11 protein-coding genes are annotated in these 14,548 nt (G+C 57.5%); 6 read left to right on the top strand and 5 right to left on the bottom strand.

Annotation, left to right across the window (positions count from 1 at the left end; translation table 11 throughout):
* Positions 1-54: 54 nt before the first annotated feature.
* From NKH49_RS06680 to NKH49_RS06670, 3 genes are read right to left on the bottom strand one after another with little or no spacing between them, the layout of a single operon-like run.
* On the bottom strand, positions 55-729 hold the full coding sequence (locus tag NKH49_RS06680) for a sugar transferase (RefSeq protein ID WP_352501384.1): 675 nt from the start codon (positions 727-729) through the stop codon (positions 55-57).
* The gene (locus NKH49_RS06675; protein ID WP_352472522.1) at positions 726-1,862 is read right to left on the bottom strand and encodes a DegT/DnrJ/EryC1/StrS family aminotransferase; all 1,137 of its coding nucleotides are present in this window, start codon (positions 1,860-1,862) and stop codon (positions 726-728) included. Before NKH49_RS06675 ends, NKH49_RS06680 begins: the two co-directional genes overlap by 4 nt.
* A 53-nt stretch (positions 1,863-1,915) precedes the next feature.
* A complete protein-coding gene (locus tag NKH49_RS06670) occupies positions 1,916-2,638 on the bottom strand; it encodes a nucleotidyltransferase family protein (protein ID WP_023675619.1) in 723 nt (240 codons plus the stop codon).
* 511 nt (positions 2,639-3,149) lie between these two features.
* Between NKH49_RS06670 and NKH49_RS06665 the strand changes: the two genes are divergently transcribed.
* A complete protein-coding gene (locus NKH49_RS06665; RefSeq protein ID WP_023675618.1) occupies positions 3,150-3,827 on the top strand; it encodes a LuxR C-terminal-related transcriptional regulator in 678 nt (225 codons plus the stop codon).
* Between the two features lie 183 nt (positions 3,828-4,010).
* On the opposite strand, the gene NKH49_RS06660 is transcribed toward NKH49_RS06665, so the two are convergent.
* Positions 4,011-5,750 carry a PAS domain S-box protein gene (locus NKH49_RS06660; RefSeq protein ID WP_352925636.1) on the bottom strand — a complete coding sequence of 580 codons (1,740 nt, stop codon included), beginning with the start codon at positions 5,748-5,750 and terminating at the stop codon, positions 4,011-4,013.
* Between the two features lie 286 nt (positions 5,751-6,036).
* Between NKH49_RS06660 and NKH49_RS06655 the strand changes: the two genes are divergently transcribed.
* The 5 genes from NKH49_RS06655 to NKH49_RS06635 all read left to right on the top strand — a co-directional run bounded on the left by NKH49_RS06655 (position 6,037) and on the right by NKH49_RS06635 (position 12,036).
* Positions 6,037-6,747, top strand: coding sequence for a helix-turn-helix transcriptional regulator (locus NKH49_RS06655; RefSeq protein WP_352472466.1), 711 nt, complete (start codon positions 6,037-6,039; stop codon positions 6,745-6,747).
* A gap of 279 nt (positions 6,748-7,026) precedes the next feature.
* A complete protein-coding gene (locus tag NKH49_RS06650) occupies positions 7,027-8,130 on the top strand; it encodes an NAD-dependent epimerase/dehydratase family protein (protein ID WP_352821435.1) in 1,104 nt (367 codons plus the stop codon).
* Positions 8,131-8,590: 460 nt separating this feature from the next.
* Positions 8,591-9,841 (top strand): oligosaccharide flippase family protein, encoded by a 1,251-nt coding sequence (locus tag NKH49_RS06645; RefSeq protein ID WP_352472465.1) that lies wholly within the window; start codon positions 8,591-8,593, stop codon positions 9,839-9,841.
* The gene (locus NKH49_RS06640; protein WP_352472464.1) at positions 9,838-10,887 is read left to right on the top strand and encodes a glycosyltransferase family 2 protein; all 1,050 of its coding nucleotides are present in this window, start codon (positions 9,838-9,840) and stop codon (positions 10,885-10,887) included. Before NKH49_RS06645 ends, NKH49_RS06640 begins: the two co-directional genes overlap by 4 nt.
* 99 nt (positions 10,888-10,986) lie before the next feature.
* Positions 10,987-12,036 (top strand): class I SAM-dependent methyltransferase, encoded by a 1,050-nt coding sequence (locus tag NKH49_RS06635; protein WP_352472463.1) that lies wholly within the window; start codon positions 10,987-10,989, stop codon positions 12,034-12,036.
* A 295-nt stretch (positions 12,037-12,331) separates the two neighbouring features.
* Here NKH49_RS06635 and NKH49_RS06630 read toward each other — a convergent pair whose 3' ends face one another.
* Complete coding sequence (locus tag NKH49_RS06630; protein ID WP_352683144.1) at positions 12,332-14,548, bottom strand: GumC family protein; 2,217 nt, start codon at positions 14,546-14,548, stop codon at positions 12,332-12,334.

The following is a 14,548-nucleotide window of genomic DNA, read 5'->3' as shown; positions in this document are numbered from 1 at the left end:
GACGTGAGGCACTGACTTTGCAAATCCACGAGAGTGCGGGTGTTCCACCTGCTCTCAAGTTCCGATCGGCGACGGCGAAACCACCCCAAGCACCGCCAGCAAGCCGCGCACCATCCACCCAACATCGGACCCGATCGTGCGCTGCGGATAATAGGAAAGGTCGAGCCTGGCTTTGGCAGGAAACAGAACCTGGCGATAGAACAGTAGCGGGTCCATCGATCGCGGATAGAAACGGGCTTCATGCCGGAAGAGAACCTGGGCTGGACCCAGCAAGCCTGGCTTGTATTGTAAAATGTCTTCGAAGCCCCCGCGAAAACAATCGGCGAAGGCAAGGCTCTCCGGGCGTGGCCCGATGATTGCCATCTCGCCTCTGAAGACGTTCCAAAGCTGTGGCAGTTCGTCGAACTTGGTGACCGCGAGGAACCGTCCTATCGGCGTCATGCGGCTGTCATCGGCCATGGTCAGAGCCAAGCCACCGGGGTCACATTGCACGCTGAACTTGCGAAACTTGTACATGCGGAATGGGCGAGCACCGGCCCCGACGCGGGTCTGTGTGAAGAAGATGGGCCGACCGCCTTCCAGCAGCAGCGCCACGGCAATCAGCAGCATCAGCGGGGCGAAGACGATCGCCGCGGCTGCAGCAATGACGAGATCGATTGCTCGTCTCGCAGACCCATGGGCGGCGCTCGAGCCGTTAGGCCTGTGAATGGCTAGGTCCAGGGCATTCATGCGGCTGTTCCTGTCTGAGCGCAGTTATTGACCGCCGCGGCAAGAGCGACCACCACCGTTTCGACCAAAGGTGCGGTGATCTGCGGATGCAGCGGTACAGTCAGTTCGCGCTGGGCGAAATCTTCAGTGCGCGGTAAGTGAGTACCGGGAATGAGCTCACGATAGAGCGTCATCTGGTGCACCGGCGGGTAGTGGATAGTGGTTTGTATCCCTTGCCCGCGCAGTGCGTCGATGACGTCTTGCCTGTCGGCGTAACGTGGCAAAAGGATAGGCATGATGTGGTAGGCCGACGTCCGCGGCTCGTGGAACGGGATGGTCACGGCTGGGCAATGCTTCGCTATGAGACGACGATACAGCATGACCAGGATACGCCTGATCTCATTCCACTCCTGCAGATTTTGCAGCTGGACCAGTCCGATCGCAGCCCGCAATTCATCCATGCGATAGTTGAATCCGAGCATGGTGACATCATACTGAGGGGTGCGGCTGTTCAGCCTTTGACGTGTCCCGGTGGTCATCCCATGTCCACGCGCCTGGCGGATTGTCTCGAGCAGACCGGCATCCCTGGCGATCACAGCCCCGCCTTCCGCCGTGGTCATGTTCTTGTTGCCGTAGAAGCTGAAGGCGGCCGCGGCACCAAATGTCCCCACCTCCTTCAAGCCCGGCGCATGCGCGGCGTCCTCGACGATGTGTAGCCCCCGGGCACGGGCGAACCTCTGCCATTGTTCCCGATCGGCGAGGTAGCCGGCGAAATGAACGAGAATGATTGCCTTGGTGCGGGCCGTGCATTTCGCTTCGGCTTCCACGATCGACATCAGCGGCACGTCGGCTGACTCGATGTCGACGAAAACCGGCGTCGCACCGACATAGAGGACCGCATTTGCGGTCGCCACGAACGTCAAGGATGGCACCAGCACCTCGTCGCCCGGTCCGATGCCAAGTGCGTGCAAAATGAGATGAAGCGCTGCGGTGCAAGAACTGACCGCGACGCAATCCTCCGCATCATGAACGTCGGCAAAAGCTTGTTCGAAGGCTCGTACCTGCTCCCCCATGGTCAGCCAGCCGCTGTCGATGACCCTGGTCAAAGCAGTCTTCTCCGGCACACCCAAGATCGGGGCACTGACCAAGAGCATCACAACCTCCTAGACTGATAACTGTGGGAACCGGGCTCGTGACTTCATCATCATCATGCAGCCGTCGCAGTGACCTCGATCGAGGCCGACTGGTCTTCCCAGGAAATGGTCTGTGCGTTCTGAAAATCGTCGACGCGCCCGATATCGAGCCAGAGACCCTCATGCTTGTACACGTGCACGGTTGTGCCATTCTGCATCATCTGCAGCATCAGGTCGTCGAACCCAAAGGGTATGCCGGATGGGATAAACTGCAGAACATCCGGGTTCATGCAGTAAATTCCCATGCTGACCAGATGCGAAAGCGTCGGCTTCTCGCGAAAGACCTGCACGGTATTGTCGACTTCGTCGATGACGCCGAAATCCATCTTGATCAGGCGACAGGCTGTTGCGATTGTCACTGGATCGGTGTGCTTACGGTGCGCTGCTACAAATCGACTGAGGCTTAGATCCGTAAGGACATCGCCATTGAGAACGATGAATGGCTCCGTCAGTTCATCCCTGATCAAAGACAGTGGCCCGATGGTGCCAAGCGGCTCCATCTCCTGCGTATATCGAATTTTCAGGTTCCACTGCGAGCCATCTCCACACACGGTGCGGATCAAGTGGCCGAGATACCCGGTTGTAATATAAACTTCCTGAATGCCGTTGCGTCGCAACCATTTCAGAAGCATCTCGAGAACCGGCCGTGCGCCGATCGGCATGAGCGGCTTCGGCAAGACCGAAGTGAAGGGGCGGAGGCGTGTTCCCATTCCTCCACATTGAATAACCGCTTTCATCCTGGTCCTCCCTTGTTCATTCGGCCTGAACGCCATCGTCACGGGCCGGCTATCCTGCCCTGGTCAGCACCCGGGAAACGCGTTCTTGTCCCCTCAGAAGAACCGGTGAGATTTCCCGTAGAAGACCGGTGAGATTACTCCACTGTCCCCTGATCCGGACATTGCATCTGGATGGTATGTGGCCGTCAGGGTGGATGTCGTCGTGCATTCGAATGGTAACAATTCAGCCGTTTTGCTGTTCTATATCTTTAGGCCTATAGCACTGCTGAACGACCGGCCGGTCTGTCAGCTGTCCAAAAGGTCAGAACGTATGTTCGACGACGTTCGGCGGGTTTCGCTCTCAAGGGGCAAAAAAAGAGGAGCGTTTCCCGTCATTTAAGATTATATTAGAAATCTGGCGTTTGCGGTGTTGGGGGTGCCGCAGCGTCGGCTGGATGAATCGACGAGTGGATGGCCACGATTTTCAGGCCATTACCGTTCAATCCATTCAGATAGGCGTTGGGGTAGTTCAATGTATCGAATCGTCATCGCCGACGATCACGGCTTGTATCGTCGCGGCTTGCGATTGGCACTGACCGCAGGCATTCCAGGTGTGGAGATCTTTGAAGCGTCCTGTTTCGACGCGGTGCTCAGTTTGCTGGCAGAGCAGTCGTTCGTGGATCTTGCGATCCTGGATCTGAATATGCCGGGCCTGTTCAATCAAGAAGTGCTCGGCGGGATCCTGTCTGCCTATCCGGACACGCGATTTGCGATCGTTTCCGGAAACGATTCACGCTCGGAAATACTCACAGCTCTGTCGATCGGGCTTCACGGCTACATCGTAAAATCGCAGACGGACGAAGAGGTTGTTTTGGCCGTCAATGAAATCCTCTCCGGCCGCATCTATGTTCCTGCACTTCTGTCACGCCCGGGAGCGACGCAAACAACCCACGCGCATACCCATTCCGACGACAAAGGCCCACAGAGGCGTACCGCTGGCGTCAACCTTGGCAGGCTGACTTCGAGGCAAAAGGAAGTCCTCAAGCTGATGGCGGAAGGCTATTCAAACAAGGAAATTGCGCGCGATCTGGAAATCGCGGAGGCGACCACGAAAATCCACGCTGCTGCGGTTCTGCGTGAATTGGGGGTACGCAATCGGACCGAGGCTGCCGTTATGCTGAAGACTTGGCTTTCGAGACATGCCAGCTAGAGCACCGCGCGTCCTTTTGGACGTGCAAACGGCGTCGCAAGACTCCTCATGCATTTTACTGCATATCCCAAAGCCGCGGCGCAGCTTTGGGCCGACGACATTCTTGGAAGGAACCCTGCGCATCTCAAAGGCCGCTCAGCGCGACCCGCCTTTAGATATCTGCTTTCCGATTGGAGCACTGCACTACAATCCGATTTCCTTGCGTGACAGCCGCAGCGAATACCGTAACCCTTGGTCCGATATTTCCAGCCTGGGAGAGTGACCGACAAGCGGCGCTCCATCCACTCCGATTATCATGGAACCGAAGCCATGACGGACTACGCTCGAGGTCCGCCGCCGCCCCGATTCCACCCACTCGAACGCGATCTCGCTGCCTGTGTCTTCAGGTGCGAACGTCCAGCTTACGTCGATCCGGCCTTTTGGATCGCCAAGCGCTCCATACTTCATGGAATTGGTGGCAAGCTCGTGAACGATCATCGCAAAACTCTCGGCGGCGCCTCCCGACATCGTCACGGAAGGACCGCCGACCGATATGGCGCGTGTTCCCATATATGGTTGCAATTCTTGAGCAACGAGATCGTTTAGCGTCCCCGATACGCTGCCGTTGCGTGAAAGAAGCAGATGGGTTGCCTCAAGCGCGCGTATCCGGTCGATCAGCATTTCCTTGTATTTGGCAACATTGTTTCCAGGAGTATCGACCATTTTCACGAGCGCCGTGATCACCGCGAAAACGTTGCCGAATCTGTGACGCTGTTCGAGCATGATGCGCTCCCGCTTCTTTGCCGCGGCGCGCAGCAGCGTGGTTTGTCGTCTCTCGCTCAGGTCGGCGGCCACTCCAAGCCGCTGTCCACCATCATCATGTCTTTCCTCCCTTCCGCGCAGCGCAATCCAGCGGATATGTCCGTCCGGTCGGCGGACGCGTATCTCGACATCGTAATTCGTGACCGATGGTGCGGCCTTTCTCGATGCCGCCAGCTTCGGCCAGTCCGCCGGATGAACGACAGCTGACAGCTCCTCCAAACTGCGGCTATTGGCCTGGGCCAGGCCGAGAATGTCCCAGAACGTGTCCGAGCCCGTGACTATCCCGTCTTTAAGGTCTATGCGCCACGTGGCCAAGCGTCCAGCAGACAGAGCGAGGTCCAGCCATTCCTTCTGGGCCCGAAGCGCTTCGTGAACAGCGCGTCGTTCCGAAATATCGTCGACCACCACGAAGATGCTCTCCGAGAGGCCACCCTCGGGCACGGACGAAGAAAGCGTTAGCCTAGCCCAGAATGCCGTACCGTCCTTTCGTGACAGACGCACCTCCGAAACGAACGAAGAAATGTCATTGCCCAGCCTCGCCAGCAATTGCGCCAAGGTATCCCGGTCGTTCGGATGGGCGAGCGTATCAAGCTGTAATTGGGCAAGCTCCTCCTCCCTGTACCCGGTCATCTCACAAAGGCGTCTGTTAGACTGCAGCAACTCACCTTTCTTGTTGGTGTTCGCGAATCCCATGGCAGCACGTTCGAAGGCCCAACGATAGCGGCTTTCGGTCGCCTCGACGGCAGCGAGCCTGGCCTCCGCGACTTCCAGCAACTCACGCAAGTCCTGCCGCAGACGATGGAAGGTCATGGCAATCACGCCACCCGAAACCAGAAGCAGGATTGCGCGCGCCCAGTCTCCACTTGAAATCTGATCGTGTCCTCGTGCCCACAGCCCGACAGCAACCATCAGAATGGTCGCAGCGAGCGCAGGTACGCGGTCTTCGAGATAAGCGATAATAATAATAGCCGGAATAAATTCCAGAAAACTGGCGCCTTGCCCAATATAGGCTGACGATTTTATTTCAAATATCAGTGTGGCAGCTAACACCGATGCAGACGCAATATGAGTTAGCAATCTGCCCGACGGGTTCGAATTCGACCTGCGCGACTGCGAGCTCATGGACACAGACTACAACCTTCTGACTAGCCCGTCGAGACTAGAGCAAAAAACGTACAGCTTAGTACCACTGCCGGATTGCCATACCGCTATCATAGCGCGCATTTTATCGGACGCAGCGGGGCCTAAGAGCTGCCTTAGAACTGTCGGATCATATTAAGTTTTCAAGGTGATGATGAACGTATTATCCGTCAGCGCATAGAAGACTATAATCCAGCTACACATAGAAGACTACATGAATCCCGAATACTTATTTCGGGCGTGTGAAACTTTGGGTTAGGGGTAGAAAATGAATCTGATCGATAGACAAGTCGATGCTTCTTCGAACAATCGGTATATTGTTACGAGGACCAAGTATGATTTTGAAGCGCGGAATACGCGGCCCTCTTCTGGTCACCTTCCCGATCGCGCATCGGATCCATTGGGCGCAAGGTTCGGCGAACCAAAAGGCCGCAGTCTGGAATCCATAACCGGCGTGCTTGATCGCATTGGCTGTGGCTATCTCGTGTTGAATCGCGAAAGAAAAGTAGTCGAGTGGAACGCAGCCGCCCAAACCACGCTTGAGCGCCAGGGCGAAGCGGCCGACACGGCGAGCGGACTTACGGCCGCCCTAAGGCGGCTGATCGCGAATGTTCCGGGCCAATTCCTGCCGGGCTCATTGTCTTGGGTAGTGATCCGCAGCAGGGGCGACCGACCGGTGATACTGAACGAGAACGGCGTTATCGCTCCCGACGGAACAAGCATTGTGGCGCTGCTGGATCGCGACAACAGGTCGGGGCCAAATCCTCGGACGCTGCAAAGAATGTTTGGCTTGACGAGCGCAGAAACGCACCTCGCCTTGCGCTTGGCCCAGGGCGACGCACCTTTGGAGATCGCTCGCAGCTGGCGTCTCAGCCGCACCACGATCCGTTCCCAGCTTGCCTCGCTGTTCGCCAAGACCGAAACAAAACGCCAGGCGGAACTGGTGGCCCTTCTTGGGCGTATTTCGGTCCTGCCGTAAGGGCCGCGCAGTTGTTGGGGTCTAGTTGGCGGCATCCACATGCGACGGGGCTTGGTCGACCGGTGCTGGAGGCCGTTCCAACCTAGCTTGGCAGGTCACGTTGCGCAGCGCGTGGCCGGCGCCTGCTCACCTGTGCCGACGCCGACGCCCCGGCACATAACATCCCGGCACAATTGGCCGGGATCTCGGAATAGGCAATTCGACACTGTCGAGTGACGTCGAAGGGGCAAAAAATTGGATCATGATTTAAACGGTGGTTCCGTTCTTTCTGCGGAAAATATGGAAACCGCCCGATCCCGGTCAGACCGCGCCGTGAAGGAACTCGCCCCGATAGGACCGATCGTCGTCACCGGTGCTGCAGGCTTCATTGGTTTTCACGTCGCCTTGCGGCTTTTGCGTCTGGGTGTCGAAGTCATCGGCGTCGACAATTTCACCCCCTACTACGATCCACGACTCAAGGAAGCGCGGTTTGCACGTCTCTGTGCCGAGCCGGGCTTCACTTCGATGCGAATTGATCTGGCGGATGCCGCCCGCGTTCAGTTGCTGTTTTCAGAATTTCGCCCCTCACACTTTGTCCATCTCGCGGCTCAGGCCGGCGTGCGTCATTCACTTGCTGACCCGCATTGCTATGTGCAATCGAACATAGTGGCGTTTCTCAACGTCCTTGAGGGCTGCCGGCACTTCGGCGCTAGTCATCTCGTCTACGCTTCGTCGAGCTCCGTCTACGGCTCAAATCGAACCACACCGTTTTCTGAGCATCACGGCGCAGACCATCCTGTCAGTCTGTACGCCGCAACCAAGCGTTCAAACGAATTCATGGCGCATTCATACAGTCATTTATTCTGCTTGCCCGTGACCGGACTGCGCTTCTTCACCGTTTATGGCCCCTGGGGCAGGCCCGACATGGCAGTCTACATGTTCACGCGTTTGATTATCGAGGGGAAACCAATCGAAGTAGCCAATGCCGGCCGCGTGTGGCGAGACTTCACCTATATCGACGACGTCGCTGAGGGGGTGGTTCGAGCACTCGCTGCACCGCCGCGACCCGACCCGGGTTGGGATTTTCTTACCGCAGATCCCGCCACAAGTTCTGCACCGTACCGCGTCTATAATATTGGCAACGACCGGCCGGAGGAGATTAACCGGCTGATTTCGCTCATCGAGACCGCCCTTGGCTGCCGGGCGATTCGCGTGGAAGTGCCTCTACCACCGGGCGACGTTCTGGAGACTCGCGCCGACGTGAGTGATCTTCGTAACGCTGTCGGCTTCGCCCCGGCGACAACGCTCGAGGACGGAGTGCAACGCTTTGTCGAATGGTACCGGGACTTTCATGGAACGAACATCGCAGCCAGCACACAGCAACAAACGTTAATGCATGTGTAAGCCCACCGTGTAATCCGCGCCTTGTCGGAGCGACGAATCCACGCGTCGGCCATCCTTGTCGCGGCTGCTGGTCTGGTCAAAAGATCCAGTTGGTACCGCATAACGTGACGACGACATTCCCGAGCATCGATGCCCGCGCGATCCCCGCAGAAATCAGTTCATCGCGGGCAAGTCCAACGAGCGGTCTCAATTTCAGAGCTGCAGTTGTGCCCCGCCCGGAGCACAAAGAATTCGCTACATCGCCGCTCCGCCGAACGATGTCATTCAGATGGATGATGGTGACGTTCAGGCCCCATCGTAAGCTCCGGTCAACCGCATTTTGCCTCCTCGGAATCGCGAGCTCATGTCCCAAAGCTACTTTCTGAGATCCAGGACGGTTCCTACGGTCGAGAAAATAATCACCCGTGTTCCTCCAAGCCCGATCGGCAGTATTCTGCGCGCGGCAGGAGGCGTTTCGGCCATGGCGATTGCCGGTCAGTTGACTCTCGTCGCCGCTATTCCCGTTTTGGCCCGGCTCTATTCCCCGGCAGATTTCGGGATCTTCACGATTTATCTTTCGATCGTAAACATCCTCGGCGCGATCGCAGCACTGCGTTTCGAGGCCTCTCTCTATGGTGTCAAGGACAATGCGCGGGCGTATGTGACTGTTAAGCTCATTCTCCTGGCTGTGTCGGTGACGAGTGTCCTCGCCTTTGCGGCAGGACTGCTGTGGGCGAGCATCGCTCCAGCGCGGGTCGGCCACCTCGCCTGGCTCGTTCCACTTGGGATGGCGGGCGCAGGTCTCGTCGAAGCCATGAACTGCTGGAGCCTGCGCGCAGGCCTGCTACGAGACTTCGCCCTCGGCCGGCTGATCTTGCCGGCGACCATGGCCCTGCTGCAATTGATTTTTGGGCTCGCCCATTTCGGAGGTGAGTCGATGGTACATGCCCATATCCTGAGCCAATTCATTTTTATCGGACTCCTCGGCTCTCGGATTCTGAGCTGGAAGGACTTACACGGCGTCGCCCGAGCGCCGTGGCGTACCGTCTTTGCCGTCGCCAGGCGAGAATACAAGTTTCCGTTATTTGACATTCCCTCAGCTCTCGCGAGTTTCGCCATTATCAATCTTCCCGCAATACTTGTTGGTTCGCTGTTTGGCGCCGCTTTTGCGGGTTACCTGGGAGTGGCAGCGCGGCTGGTGACTGCGCCGGTCACGCTGATCGCCACCCCGCTCAGCAATGTTTTTGTCTCCGAGGCGAACAAAAACAGTGATCGCAGACATCTGCTCGGCACCGCACGCGGCCTCTTGATGCTTTCAGCCTGCCTCACTGCATTGCCAATATTGGCGCTTGGCCTGGCTGCGCCATATATTGTCGTCCCCCTGCTGGGCCCGCCCTGGGTTCCCGCCGCAGACATTATGACCGCGCTGGCGTTCATGGGGGCTGCGCAGGCGTTGGCGACGCCGCTTCAAGATGTCCCAGCTCTCCTGCGCCGGCAGGAGCTACGGCTTCTCGTCGACGGCGCGCGGACGGCGCTGGTGTTTGGTCCGCTTCTTGCCGGTGCTGAGGCAGGTTGGGAACCACTCAAGGTCATTTATCTGATGGCGGCCGGCGGCGGCGTCGGGTTTGCACTGAAAACGGCGGCCTCTCTGTATATTTTGAGCCATGCCATTAAACCAGCGGGAGCTGCCATACCAAAACAAGGTCATCATCTCGAGGGAAAAGCACCATGAAACAATCGCAGCTTGATCAGCTCCAAACGACCGCTGTGGTTGACCAACATCATCGCGCTGATGCTTCGCGACTGCGCCCTTTCATTTCAGTTGCAATCCCAACCTTTCGCCGACCGGACACGATCCGCCGGGCAATGGATAGCATTCTGAGTCAGAATTTTTCCAGTTGGGAGTTGGTCGTCAGCGACGACGAGGGCCGGGACGGACCGACCTGGGCAATCGTGGCCGAGTATGCGCGGACCGAGCCTCGCATCCGAATTGTCGAAAACTGCCGGGGCCGCGGTCAGGTAGAGAATACCAACAATGCCATGCTCGCTTGCGCCGGAAAATGGATCAAGCTGCTCCATGACGATGACTGGCTCGCCCCGGGCGCACTCAAGACCTTTGCCGAGGTTTCCACCAAGCATCCCTCAGCTGCATTCATGACCTGTGCAGCCAATATAATTGAGGACGATCGGATGAAATTCCGATTGCCACCGCAGGGGCGGCAACGAATTTCCGTCTACTCAAGCCAGCAATGCCTGACGGACCTCTATCTGGTCCGCACGACGCGGAGCCTTGGGATCATCCCATCGACGCTTTTGATCAACCGCGACGTCATTCACGCGGGTTGCCTGATGCGCGCCCATAATTCAATCCCAGCTGGAGTCGACCAGCTGTTCTTTGTCGATCTGGCCTGCCACGGAGACATGGTCGCGATAAACGATGGCTTGATCTTCTACGACGCGACGAACCACCCGAGCATCACTACAACCAAGAGTTTCGATGAGGTCGATCAGGTAACGCTTGCCGTCAAAGAGCTTAACTGGAACCTCATCGAGGATCGTAAACATCTTCCCTGCCCTGAGACTCTGTTACGGGCGCTGCGGGTTGCTCGTCTTCCCAGCAGATTCCACCAGCAACCCTGGCGGGCGACGATCCGAGATGCGATGCAAATTCTTCGCCCGTCAGTTATGAAAATAGCGAGCCAGCACATTCTTACTTACGTGTTCGCGATCCGCCCGAGACTGGGTCGATTGCGTAGCCTGAGACGATTTAGCTTCTGAGCATGGCGGCATCGTCGAGCGCGACGGCGGGCGGGCTGGGGCGCATCATATACCGTCGAAGGCGGCTTTCCTTCGGTCTGGCCTTTAGGGGTAAGCGAGATGACCATTTGTCCGGCGTGTGCCAGTGTATCAACCGCGAAATTGTTCGAAGTGACAGCAGATGAGGCCTCTCGACATTTCATCAATCCGCGTCAGGACCCCGACCGCTCTCGAAAATTAACAAGCCACCTGTCGGATCTCTGGGGCAGCAACACATGCGATATCCGCAAATGCGCAGATTGCGGATTCGGTTTTGCAGATCCCTTCGTCGCTGGCGGCGTTGAATTTTATAACTTAGCCTGGGCGTACCCTTCCTATCCGACCATGAAATGGGAATATTCAAGGACTATCGAAGAGCTCGCGGGCCTGAAGACTGGCGGAAAAACTGCCCTCGAAGTGGGGTCTGGGTTCGGATATTTTCTCGATCGCATCAAGAATAAATTCTTCCATGTTTCCGACATCTCTGCGGTCGACTACAACGAAACGGCGAGGTCTGTACTGGCGTCGAAAGGCTTTAAGACCTATTCAGGCGATTTTCGGATGGACAGCTTCGATTCTATGAAAGAGTCCTTCGACTTTATTTTCATGTTTCAAGTCTTCGAGCATATGGACCAAGTGGACGACGTTTTTGCTCGATTGAAATATCTTCTGAAGGCGCAAGGATCTGCCTTTATCGCCGTGCCAAATGAAAACAGAACTTACTACATGGAGTCCCATGGCTCGCTCATAGACATGCCACCAAACCACATCGGCCGATGGACGAAAGAAGCCTTCGATGCCATATGTCAGCGGCACGGCTTGCAATTGAGCAAGTGCGAGCGGGAGCCGTTCAATCTCGCCAAATTCCTGAAACAAGACATCGTCCACAGCTTTTTCCGAAAGGGAGAGAAACCAGGTAGCGTGAGTGAGTTCGTGCGCGCCCTGCCGCGAAGCAAAGCGCAACGGATTGCGCAAGGTTTGACTGCCCTTGCGATTTCACCATCGCGGTTGCCGGCATGGGCATACGCGGTCAGGAATGCATCGACGATGGGGGGGAGCGCACTCTGGGCAAAGATCGACAAAGTCTCGTCACCTGCGCTACGGATTCATCGCCAAGCCAAGCAGCGATGAGCGGGTCCGCGTGAAGGGTGATTTCGACACCACTAGGCGCGCGGTGAACGCCAAGCAGACGAAGGACGGCGTCAGGCGCGTTGCCTCAGATGGGGTCCGGAATTCATGAATGCCCGTCCGGCGGCTCCTGGCCGTAGGTTCCGTTGTGACACTTCGGACCCACGCTCCGGATGGATCTCTCCGCGACAACCCCAGCTACTGCCGGATGGCCCGCGCCCAGCAGCCGATCGGCGCAGCGCCTAGCGCGGTGATTTTCAACCAAGCGGGAAGTGCGCAACAACAAGAGCCGCGCTCGTCATGTCCTCTCCAGCAAGAGGTCAGCGCTGTCCCCGAACCGGTAACCAGCGTGCTTCCTGAGATTAACCTTCGTGAGAACGCTTGCGACGGGGACCGAAGCTGGTGCATCGCCCGCAAGCAGGTCCAGAACGCCTCGCGCGATGCTGCGTCGCGTTTTCGCCCAGCGAACGGCGAAAAGAACCACGTCACCCCAGCCTGTCAGGAGCCTGGCCTCTGGTCCCTCAAGCCCCAGCGGTCCATTTATGATGACGACCCGATAGATCGAGTGCAGTTCATCTTTGAAAGGGGAGCCGTCGACACTGGACAGCAAGGGCAGCAGATCCTCCGACGGTGCGAGCGCCATGAAGTCGATCCCGATCGCCGACATTCCTGCTATCGCATCGTGCAGTGCACAACGGTCACTCACATAGTCTCCGAAAAAATTGTGCGGCTTACGTGCGCTGAATTCCTTCACAAACTCGCCGGTAAGGCGGTGGTCCGTGCGGTCCAGATCAATGAAGAGTACTCGCCCTCCAAGTCTGGTGGCCGCCAAGGCCATGCTCCATGCGAGCTCGGTCTTGCCATCATCCTCACCGCAGGATGTTATCAAGATTATGTTCGAGTAATCCCTTGCCTGTTGGGGCGCCGCGGCGACAAGCAGGGACGTCACGGCGCGGCTGTATCTGCACCCCTGCTGGCCTGAAACCAGCTGCTGCAGTCGCTTCGCGTGCGTTGTGGGAGCCTGGGGTATTAGCCCGAGGCACGGAACCTTGAGCGCTGCTTCAGCTTCGGCCTCTCCGCGCAAAGTGCGATCGAAGCGTTGGCGGACAAGTATGAAAATCCCTCCAATCAGGCCAAACACGACCATGCCAGGCGGAATAAGAAAAATTGGCGAAAGAGTCGTTGGATTGGTAGGGGGCCACGCCGCTGAGAGAAGCCTGACTCCGGGGGATGGACTTGCAATACGCCGCATCAAGTCCTGTTGCCGGGTCAAAAGGTCGTTGTAGCGCTGCGTCAGGATGCTGACCTGCGGCTCGAGAGCACGCAGTCCGGAAAGCCGGCCGGCTGTATCGGCCACAACCGCATCTAGGACATCCTTACGCTTTTGCAGCGCCGCAATCTGGGAGCGATAGATGTTTGCCTCAGCAGCGACGCGGGCGATTTCTTGTTCGATCTCACGATCGATCGCATTTGTGACATTCTCATCTGCCGTGCCGTTGGCCTGGCCTGCCAAGAGATCGGCCAGCAAGGGTGATTCGATGGCTTCGGCTACCGAGGCAACGGGCGCGCCCCCCTTTCGCAAGTCCTGAATGTGTTGGAGTCGAGATTCCGTTGCGGAGAGGTCCGCTTTCGACAAGGAAATTTGCTGAGTGAGTTCGGCTGTCTCCTTGGCAGCATTGTCCGCCGCACCTTGATCGACCGCGCCATGGCTCAACCGATATCTCTCCAGACGATCGGTCGCTTCTGCCAGACTGCTTTGTATAGTCGGCAGCCCGGAGACTATCGAGTCGAGTTCCAGCCTGTCCGACGCTTGGCTTTTCCTTGCCAGATCGCCAATATACACTTCGACGAACGTGTTGGCGATCAGAGCGGCTCGCGCCGGATCGTGATCGGTGAAGCCGACACTGATAACTCTCGATCGCAGCTCCTGGCCGATCCTCATACCTTCACGCAGCACCTTGAGTTCAGCCGCATCTGGCTCCGCCGGCGTGCTTCGCGGCCAAATTTTGGCCAGCAAATCGGCTGGAACCGAGCGCAAATTCAGCGGCTCGACGCCAACAGGCTTCGGAGGATGGTTTCCGGTTCGAGCACCAGCCTGTTTAGCACCATTGGCAGCATCCGTTTTGCGCAGCGCTGCCACTACGCTTCGCAGGTGGCTTTGCGATGAGAGCATGGTGATATGGTCGTCAATGCTGGAATCCAGCTGATCCTGAGCAGAGATCAAGCCGCCGGCAGGGGCTGCTCTACTAGGTGCGTCGACGATTACCTGCGTGGTGGCCTCGTATAGGGCAGGCCGTGCAAGCCCTCCAAGCGCGGCCAAGACACCGCCTGCGACGACCATGGCCAGGAGGAACCACTTTTTTCTTGAGAGGGTAACGAGGAGCTGATGGAGCGGGGTTTGCGTGTCCATCTGCTCACGCAACGGCCGTTTCATGCGCGGAGTGATTTCGCGCGCAGGCAAGTGCATTTCGGTAACGTGCGGAAGGTGGATGCGGCTAACTATGGACCCTTCCAT

It is taken from the genome of Mesorhizobium sp. M1088 (assembly GCF_040318575.1).
GTDB lineage: Bacteria > Pseudomonadota > Alphaproteobacteria > Rhizobiales > Rhizobiaceae > Mesorhizobium.
The sequence above is the reverse complement of the archived record's forward strand: the minus strand, read 5'-3'. Positions and strand labels throughout refer to the sequence as shown.

Bases quoted from the DNA above. Each gene is read 5' to 3' on its own strand.
- NKH49_RS06680 (WP_352501384.1), bottom strand. From the start codon at position 729: ATGAATGCCCTGGACCTAGCCATTCACAGGCCTAACGGCTCGAGCGCC.
- NKH49_RS06675 (WP_352472522.1), bottom strand. From the start codon at position 1,862: ATGCTCTTGGTCAGTGCCCCGATCTTGGGTGTGCCGGAGAAGACTGCT.
- NKH49_RS06670 (WP_023675619.1), bottom strand. From the start codon at position 2,638: ATGAAAGCGGTTATTCAATGTGGAGGAATGGGAACACGCCTCCGCCCC.
- NKH49_RS06665 (WP_023675618.1), top strand. From the start codon at position 3,150: ATGTATCGAATCGTCATCGCCGACGATCACGGCTTGTATCGTCGCGGC.
- NKH49_RS06660 (WP_352925636.1), bottom strand. From the start codon at position 5,750: ATGAGCTCGCAGTCGCGCAGGTCGAATTCGAACCCGTCGGGCAGATTG.
- NKH49_RS06655 (WP_352472466.1), top strand. From the start codon at position 6,037: ATGAATCTGATCGATAGACAAGTCGATGCTTCTTCGAACAATCGGTAT.
- NKH49_RS06650 (WP_352821435.1), top strand. From the start codon at position 7,027: ATGGAAACCGCCCGATCCCGGTCAGACCGCGCCGTGAAGGAACTCGCC.
- NKH49_RS06645 (WP_352472465.1), top strand. From the start codon at position 8,591: ATGGCGATTGCCGGTCAGTTGACTCTCGTCGCCGCTATTCCCGTTTTG.
- NKH49_RS06640 (WP_352472464.1), top strand. From the start codon at position 9,838: ATGAAACAATCGCAGCTTGATCAGCTCCAAACGACCGCTGTGGTTGAC.
- NKH49_RS06635 (WP_352472463.1), top strand. From the start codon at position 10,987: ATGACCATTTGTCCGGCGTGTGCCAGTGTATCAACCGCGAAATTGTTC.
- NKH49_RS06630 (WP_352683144.1), bottom strand. From the start codon at position 14,548: ATGGAAGGGTCCATAGTTAGCCGCATCCACCTTCCGCACGTTACCGAA.